The following is a 9,667-nucleotide window of genomic DNA, read 5'->3' as shown; positions in this document are numbered from 1 at the left end:
AGGATGAGTAAGCTAAGAGATTTATGCGAGGAGCAGGGACATAGACTTTTACCTCTGCCTCCTTACTCGTCCGAGTATAATCCCATTGAGAAAACATGGGCTCATATCAAAAAACACCTCAGAAAAGTATTGTCAAATTGCGATACTTTTCTTGAGGCATTTTTGTCCTGTTCTTGTTTCAGTTGACTATAAAATTCTATCTCGCCCATTTCAAATTGCCCCAGCTAGTTGTGCTAAAGGCAGTGGAATTAAATACGCACAATGGACAAGATGTAGCGCTGAATAGTTTCAGGTGATTCTTGACAACCATGTTGTATCCAATACTTGATGATACTGTCGATGGTTGAAACATAAACAGTTAAGGCATACTCGTAAGGAATTTTATATGCCTGTTCGAGTTGTTTTGGAAGATCAGGAATACTGGAATTTTCAATAACTTCGGTAATATACTTGGTAACTTCTAAAGAAATATGAGGGATAATGGTGACAAAATCCACAGCGATTGAGCGATTATTATACAAGAAGGTCAGCATTTCAGCGATAACATCATCGCTCAAGGTTGGGTCTTTCGCAAGAATAATATTAATCTCGTTCAGGATATATTCAAGCGCTTCTTCCAAAAAGGTTTCCTTGGAATTATAGTAATGATAAAATACCCGACGGCTCAAATTAGCTTGGTCGGCAATTTGGTTAATAGTGAAATTGTCTTTTTCACTGGATTTCGTTAGGTAAAAATAGGCTTCTAGAAATTTCTGGCTGGTTGTAAAATACTTTTCCATATATATATATATATAACTCCGTTATAAATTTAATAAATAAAAATTGAAAAAAATAAATGCACTGCACAAAAATGTATTTTTTGTGAAACATTCATTTTATACACATTATATAATGTATTTTGTAATCATGCAACTATTTCTTTTAAAAGTTGTTGGAATATGGAAAGGAATTCTTATGTTTTTTGATAATAAAGAGCTTGAAAACGAAGCATTGCGTTCGAAGCAACGGTTTACTATTAAAAAGTTTAAATCGGGTGCGGCATCAGTTTTAATCGGTTTCTTATTTATGTTCAGTGGTGGAGCCTTAAAAGCTGCTGCCGAAGAAATTGAAGCAGGTCAGTTACCGCAAACTACCGAGCTGGTTGAAAAACCACTTGATTCAACTGCTGATGTAAGTGAAGCGGCCTCTAGTTCGACTCAAGCAGAAGCTGAACAGGTTGCACAATCAGTAGAGCCAACTTCTGTCAAAGCGGAAACAGTTCCGAGTTCAGAGCAGGTAGTAGCTGAGCAACCTAAAGAAACAGAGGAAACGACTGCTACTAAACCAGAAGGTAATCTTGCTTCAGAACAAGAAGTAGCAGCACCTAAATCTCAGGATGTCGCAGAGAAGACTAATCCTGTACCAACAAAATTGTCAACTTCATCCTCAGATGAAAAAGTTGAAGATAAGCAAGAAGTTGTCAAACAAGAAACGAATGAAGAAAGTATAACGAAGGCTACACCTGTTTCTAATAACAACGCAACAGAAGCAAATAAAGAAAATATTGCAAGTTCAACACGATCAGCAGAAACTCAAACAGATGCTCAGGCTTCGCAGGCTCGAGATTTGAGTCAGTTAGACTTGGCTAATATGAGTTTTGCAGACTTGGAAACTTTAGGTCTTTCTGAAGAAGAGAAACTTACTCTGTTCAATCAAATTCTTGCTCAACAAACAGGACCAAATCCTGTTCAGTTGACAGAAGAAGAAATCAAAAGTTTAGCTGGTTTCAGTGAAGCTGAGAAAAAATTCTATATTCAAAATAAATTAGGCAATACCAACCTTCCAAAACCACTTAATTTGGTGGTCATGTCAGAAACACTGATTACACCTAATAATCAGAACAAGTATGTGGTTAATGCAAAAGGGCAGACCTTTGCCTATGGTCCGGCAAACTACACCTTGACTGTGACGCCGAACCGAACCAGGAATACCATGGATTTCGAACTGAATTATAAATTAGACGGAATCAGTGGTAGTTCAGGTACTCACGTGGCTGATTTTGTAGTCAATCTTGGAAATGCCTACGGTGCGCCAAGTGCTGCAACGGTTGTTGCTGGGAGGAATACTTCTAGGGTAAATCTTGTTAATGGTGGACGTCGAAATACCATTACTGGTTACAGTCCGACAGCGCCTATCCAATACACAAATGCCCAGGTGATGAATGGACCACTCAATGTGAAGTTCACAGTACCTGTTAGAAACTGGAACGGGGATTTGAGTATTGATAACCACATTGGTATGTTCTCAGTTGATAACGGGGCTAACAATACTAAAGATTTCTTCTCTTCAGACAACTACTTCTGGAACAAGAGCGTTGTAACCATTGATCCTAATCCAAGTAAAAATGAAATCACAACAACGCTGCCTCCGATTGCAATGCCGATTCCATTCCAAACGGAATATCGTTTCGTTGTAATGCCTGATCAGGCACCTGGTTTCACTAGACAAATTGAAGAGGGTGCAAATGGGGTGATGCAAATTCCTGTTAAACGGATTGCTTACATTGGAGCAAATGGTACAGAGGAATCGCATCGTTATGAATATGGTCAAGCAACGACTCATACTCCAGCTCGCAATCGAATCATTGAGGTTAATATCAAAGATGGTATAGAGGCACCCGTTGCAGCACCGAATATTGATGTGACTACAGTTCGAAAACAAGGTTCTGTAGATGGAGGGCCGTTGGTGAATGGTACGGAATTGACCTTTAGAGATGGTCCAAACGGTAGAATTATCCGACAGGTCTTTATCCCAGATGGTTTGCAAGGGGAACGAGGTCAAGATGGTCGAAATTCAGATATTACTGTTGAACCTGCACGAGCTGCGGACGGCACACCAGGATACAATATCACAGTTACTGGCGCTGATGGTAGCAGATATACTCGATTTGTTCGCGATGGAAAAGACGGTCGCGATGGTCGAAATGCAGATATTAGTGTAACTCCTGCTGTTGCAACAGATGGAACAAAAGGTCACAATGTTACGGTCACTAGACCAGATGGTAGCAGTTTTACCACCTTTATTCGCGATGGAAAAGACGGTACCAATGGTCGTGATGGTGTAGACGGTAAAACGCCGAGTGTAGATTTACAACCTTATACAGGTCAAGATGGCCGTATTCTTGGTACAACGGTTATTGTAAAAGATGGCGATGGACAAATCATTTCCCGTAGAAATATCTTAAATGGTAGTGATGGTAGAGATGGCAAAACTCCGTCTATTGAACAATTACCAGTGATGGATGGTAGTAGAGTAATCGGAACCCTCATCATTGTTCGTGATGGTGATGGTCGTGAAATCAATCGTCAGACTATTTACAACGGTCGTGACGGTGCCAAAGGCCAGGACGGTGTAAATGGCAGCTCCGTTGTTTCTGAGCTTCAACCAGATGGTAGTGTAAAAGTTTATAATGTCTCATCCACAGGTCAGCGTACTGAAATCGCCACCATCCGTAATGGTGTCGATGGTGCCAAAGGTCAGGATGGTGCCAATGGTAGCTCCGTCGTTTCTGAACTTCAACCAGACGGTAGTGTAAAAGTTTACAATGTCTCATCCACAGGTCAGCGCACTGAAATCGCCACTATCCGTAATGGTATCGATGGTGCCAAAGGTCAGGATGGTGCCAATGGTAGCTCCGTCGTTTCCGAACGTCAAACTGATGGTAGTGTAAAAGTTTATAATGTCTCATCTACAGGTCAGCGTACCGAAATCGCCACCATTCGTAATGGTGTAGATGGTACCAACGGTCAGGACGGTGCCAATGGTAGCTCCGTTGTTTCTGAGCTTCAACCAGATGGCAGTGTAAAAGTTTATAATGTCTCCTCCACAGGCGAGCGCACCGAAATCGCCACTATCCGTAATGGTGTTGATGGTGCCAAAGGTCAAGATGGCACCAACGGTCGCGACGGTGTAAATGGCAGCTCTGTCGTTTCTGAACGTCAAAATGACGGTACTGTAAAAGTTTACAATGTCTCCTCTACAGGTCAGCGTACCGAAATCGCCACCATTCGTAACGGTGTCGATGGTACCAACGGTCGTGATGGTGCAAATGGCAGCTCCGTCGTTTCCGAACGTCAAAATGATGGCAGTGTAAAAGTCTATAATGTCTCATCAACAGGTCAGCGTACCGAAATCGCCACTATTCGTAATGGTGTTGATGGTGCCAAAGGTCAAGATGGTGCAAATGGTAGCTCCGTCGTTTCTGAACTTCAACCAGATGGCAGTGTAAAAGTCTACAATGTCTCATCGACAGGTCAGCGTACTGAAATCGCCACCATCCGTAATGGTGTCGATGGTGCCAAAGGTCAGGATGGTGCCAATGGTAGCTCCGTCGTTTCTGAACTTCAACCAGACGGTAGTGTAAAAGTTTACAATGTCTCATCCACAGGTCAGCGCACTGAAATCGCCACTATCCGTAATGGTATCGATGGTGCCAAAGGTCAGGATGGTGCCAATGGTAGCTCCGTCGTTTCCGAACGTCAAACTGATGGTACTGTAAAAGTCTACAATGTCTCATCTACAGGTGATCGCACCGAAATCGCCACTATCCGTAATGGTATCGATGGTGCCAAAGGTCAGGATGGAGCAAATGGTAGCTCTGTCGTTTCCGAACGTCAAACTGATGGTACTGTAAAAGTCTACAATGTCTCATCTACAGGTGATCGCACCGAAATCGCCACTATCCGTAATGGTATCGATGGTGCCAAAGGTCAGGATGGAGCAAATGGTAGCTCTGTCGTTTCCGAACGTCAAACTGATGGTACTGTAAAAGTTTATAATGTCTCCTCTACAGGAGAGCGTACCGAAATCGCCACCATCCGTAACGGTGTTGATGGTACCAACGGTCGTGATGGTGTAAATGGTAGCTCCGTCGTTTCCGAACGTCAAAATGACGGTACTGTAAAAGTTTATAATGTCTCATCTACAGGTCAGCGTACCGAAATCGCCACCATCCGTAACGGTGTCGATGGTACCAACGGTCGTGATGGTGCCAAAGGTCAAGATGGAACCAATGGTCGCGACGGTGTAAATGGCAGCTCTGTCGTTTCTGAACTTCAACCAGATGGCAGTGTAAAAGTCTATAATGTCTCCTCTACAGGTCAGCGTACCGAAATCGCTACTATCCGTAATGGTGTTGATGGTCGCGATGGTGCTAAAGGCCAAGACGGCACCAACGGTCGCGATGGTGCAAATGGCAGCTCTGTCGTTTCTGAACTTCAACCCGATGGTAGTGTAAAAGTCTACAATGTCTCATCTACGGGCGAGCGCACCGAAATCGCCACTATCCGTAATGGTGTGGATGGCGCCAAAGGTCAAGATGGAACCAATGGTAGCTCCGTCGTTTCTGAGCTTCAACCCGATGGCAGTGTAAAAGTCTACAATGTCTCATCTACAGGCGAGCGCACTGAAATCGCCACTATTCGTAATGGTGTCGATGGTCGCGATGGTGCTAAAGGTCAAGATGGCACCAACGGTCGCGACGGTGTAAATGGCAGCTCTGTCGTTTCTGAACTTCAACCAGATGGCAGTGTAAAAGTCTATAATGTCTCATCAAAAGGAGAGCGCACTGAAATTGCAACAATTCGTAATGGAGCAGATGGTCGTGACGGTGCCAAAGGTCAAGATGGAACCAATGGTAGCTCCGTTGTTTCCGAACGCCAAACTGATGGTAGTGTAAAAGTTTATAATGTCTCATCGACAGGTCAGCGCACTGAAATCGCCACTATCCGTAATGGTGTTGATGGCGCCAACGGTCAAGATGGAACCAATGGTAGCTCCGTCGTTTCTGAGCTTCAACCAGATGGCAGTATAAAAGTCTACAATGTCTCATCTACAGGTCAGCGTACCGAAATCGCCACTATCCGTAATGGTGTCGATGGTCGTGACGGTGCCAAAGGTCAGGATGGTGCAAATGGTAGCTCCGTCGTTTCTGAACTTCAACCAGATGGCAGTGTAAAAGTCTACAATGTCTCCTCTACAGGAGAGCGCAGCGAAATCGCCACTATCCGTAATGGAGCAGATGGTAGCTCCGTTGTTTCCGAACGCCAAACTGATGGTACTGTAAAAGTCTATAATGTCTCATCTACAGGCGAGCGCACTGAAATCGCCACCATCCGTAACGGTGTTGATGGTACCAACGGTCGCGACGGTGTAAATGGAAGTTCTGTCGTTTCTGAACGTCAAACTGATGGTACTGTAAAAGTTTACAATGTCTCATCTACAGGTCAGCGCACCGAAATCGCCACCATCCGTAATGGTATCGATGGTCGCGATGGCGCCAACGGTCAAGATGGCACCAACGGTCGCGACGGTGTAAATGGCAGCTCTGTCGTTTCTGAACTTCAACCCGATGGTACTGTAAAAGTCTACAATGTCTCATCTACGGGCGAGCGCAGCGAAATCGCCACTATTCGTAACGGTGTCGATGGTCGCGATGGCGCCAAAGGTCAAGATGGAACCAATGGTCGCGACGGTGTAAATGGCAGCTCTGTCGTTTCTGAACTTCAACCAGATGGTAGTGTAAAAGTCTACAATGTCTCCTCTACAGGTCAGCGCACCGAAATTGCCACCATCCGTAATGGTGTCGACGGTACCAACGGTCAAGATGGCACAAATGGTAGTTCCGTCGTTTCCGAACGCCAAACTGACGGTACTGTAAAAGTCTACAATGTCTCCTCTACAGGTCAGCGTACCGAAATCGCCACTATCCGTAATGGTATCGATGGTGCCAAAGGTCAGGATGGAGCAAATGGTAGCTCCGTCGTTTCCGAACGTCAAACTGATAGTACTGTAAAAGTCTACAATGTCTCATCTACAGGTGATCGCACCGAAATCGCCACTATCCGTAATGGTATCGATGGTGCCAAAGGCCAGGATGGAGCAAATGGTAGCTCTGTCGTTTCCGAACGTCAAACTGATGGTACTGTAAAAGTTTACAATGTCTCATCTACAGGTGATCGCACCGAAATCGCCACCATCCGTAACGGTGTCGATGGTCGCGATGGTGCCAAAGGTCAAGATGGTGCAAATGGTAGCTCCGTCGTTTCTGAACTTCAGCCAGATGGCAGTGTAAAAGTCTATAATGTCTCATCTACAGGCGAGCGCACTGAAATCGCCACTATTCGTAATGGTGTCGATGGTCGCGATGGAGCTAAAGGTCAAGATGGAACCAATGGTAGCTCCGTCGTTTCCGAACGTCAAACTGATGGTACTGTAAAAGTCTATAATGTCTCATCTACAGGCGAGCGCACTGAAATCGCTACCATCCGTAACGGTGTTGATGGTACCAACGGTCGTGATGGTGCCAAAGGTCAGGATGGAACCAATGGCAGCTCTGTCGTTTCTGAACTTCAATCCGATGGCAGTGTAAAAGTCTACAATGTCTCATCAACAGGAGAGCGCACTGAAATCGCCACTATTCGTAATGGTGTCGATGGTCGCGATGGAGCTAAAGGTCAAGATGGAACCAATGGTAGCTCCGTCGTTTCCGAACGTCAAACTGATGGTACTGTAAAAGTCTACAATGTCTCATCTACAGGTGATCGCACCGAAATCGCTACCATCCGTAATGGTATAGATGGTACCAACGGCAACTCCGTTATTTCCGAACTTCAACCCGATGGCAGTGTAAAAGTCTATAATGTCTCCTCTACAGGTCAGCGTACCGAAATCGCCACCATTCGTAACGGTGTCGATGGTCGCGACGGTGCCAATGGTAGCTCCGTCGTTTCCGAACGTCAAACTGACGGTACTGTAAAAGTTTATAATGTCTCATCCACAGGTCAGCGTACCGAAATCGCCACTATCCGTAATGGTGTCGATGGTCGCGATGGCGCCAAAGGTCAAGATGGCACCAACGGTCGCGACGGTGTAAATGGTAGCTCCGTCGTTTCTGAACTTCAACCAGATGGCAGTGTAAAAGTCTACAATGTCTCATCTACAGGTCAGCGTACCGAAATCGCCACTATCCGTAATGGTGTCGATGGTCGCGACGGTGCCAATGGAAGTTCTGTCGTTTCCGAACGTCAAAATGATGGTACTGTAAAAGTCTACAATGTCTCCTCTACAGGTCAGCGTACTGAAATCGCCACTATCCGTAATGGTATCGATGGTGCCAAAGGTCAGGATGGTGCCAATGGTAGCTCCGTCGTTTCCGAACGTCAAACTGATGGTAGTGTAAAAGTTTATAATGTCTCATCCACAGGCGAGCGCACCGAAATCGCCACTATCCGTAATGGTGTAGATGGTGCCAAAGGTCAAGATGGAACCAACGGTCGCGACGGTGTAAATGGAAGTTCGGTAGTTTCTGAACTTCAACCCGATGGCAGTGTAAAAGTCTATAATGTCTCATCTACGGGTGAGCGTACTGAAATCGCCACTATCCGTAATGGTGTAGATGGTCGCGATGGCGCCAAAGGTCAGGATGGTGCAAATGGTAGCTCCGTCGTTTCCGAACGTCAAACTGACGGTACTGTAAAAGTTTATAATGTTTCATCAACAGGAGAGCGCACCGAAATCGCCACTATCCGTAATGGTGTCGACGGTACCAACGGTCAAGATGGTACAAATGGTAGCTCCGTCGTTTCTGAACTTCAACCAGATGGCAGTGTAAAAGTTTACAATGTCTCATCCACAGGTCAGCGCACTGAAATCGCTACTATCCGTAATGGTGTCGACGGTACCAACGGTCGCGATGGTACCAATGGCAGCTCTGTCATTTCCGAACGTCAAACTGATGGTACTGTAAAAGTTTACAATGTATCTTCTACAGGAGAACGTACTGAAATTGCCACCATCCGTAATGGTGTTGATGGTGCCAAAGGTCAAGATGGAACCAACGGTCGCGACGGTGTAAATGGTAGCTCCGTCGTTTCCGAACGCCAAACTGATGGTACTGTAAAAGTTTACAATGTATCTTCTACAGGAGAACGTACTGAAATTGCCACCATCCGTAATGGAGCAGATGGTCGCGATGGTGCCAAAGGTCAAGATGGTGCAAATGGTAGCTCCGTTGTTTCCGAACGCCAAACGGATGGTACTGTAAAAGTTTATAATGTCTCATCCACAGGTCAGCGTACCGAAATCGCCACTATCCGTAATGGTGTCGATGGTCGCGATGGCGCTAAAGGTCAGGATGGTGCAAATGGTAGCTCCGTCGTTTCTGAACTTCAACCAGATGGCAGTGTAAAAGTTTACAATGTCTCATCCACAGGTCAGCGCACCGAAATTGCCACCATCCGTAATGGTGTCGATGGTGCCAATGGCAGCTCTGTCGTTTCCGAACGTCAAACTGATGGTACTGTAAAAGTTTACAATCTATCTTCTACAGGAGAACGTACTGAAATTGCCACCATCCGTAATGGAGCAGACGGTCGCGATGGTAAGAATTCAGAAGTCACAGTGACCCCAGGAACTGACCAAGACGGCAATTCAGGTCAAACGATTACTATCGTTAAGCCAGACGGCAGTCGCGAAACCACCTTTATCCGTGATGGTAAAGACGGTAGAGACGGTGTTGATGGTAAAGACGGTAGAGACGGTGTTGACGGTAAGGATGGCAAGTCGCCACTTGTAGAACAAATCGAAGTTCGTGAGGGAGACAAGGTTATCGGTACTACCATTATCATCA

At 45.4% G+C, this 9,667-nt stretch carries 3 protein-coding genes; 2 read left to right on the top strand and 1 reads right to left on the bottom strand.

Going from position 1 to position 9,667, the window contains the following annotated elements:
* A partial coding sequence (locus C1G57_RS01315) for a transposase (RefSeq protein ID WP_193434477.1) occupies positions 1-186 on the top strand: 186 nt, incomplete at its 5' end.
* Between the two features lie 62 nt (positions 187-248).
* Here the strand turns inward: C1G57_RS01315 and C1G57_RS01310 are convergent.
* Positions 249-779, bottom strand: a complete 531-nt coding sequence (locus tag C1G57_RS01310; protein ID WP_105113418.1) for a TetR/AcrR family transcriptional regulator — start codon at positions 777-779, stop codon at positions 249-251.
* 175 nt (positions 780-954) lie between these two features.
* On the opposite strand from C1G57_RS01310, the gene C1G57_RS01305 reads away from it, so the two are divergent.
* The coding region (locus C1G57_RS01305; RefSeq protein WP_105113417.1) for a YSIRK-type signal peptide-containing protein at positions 955-9,667 on the top strand (8,713 nt) is incomplete at its 3' end.

This window comes from Streptococcus suis (genome assembly GCF_002960425.1).
GTDB classification, from domain to species: domain Bacteria; phylum Bacillota; class Bacilli; order Lactobacillales; family Streptococcaceae; genus Streptococcus; species Streptococcus suis_S.
Note: the sequence above shows the minus strand (reverse complement) of the source record. Positions and strands in the feature narration are given on the sequence as shown.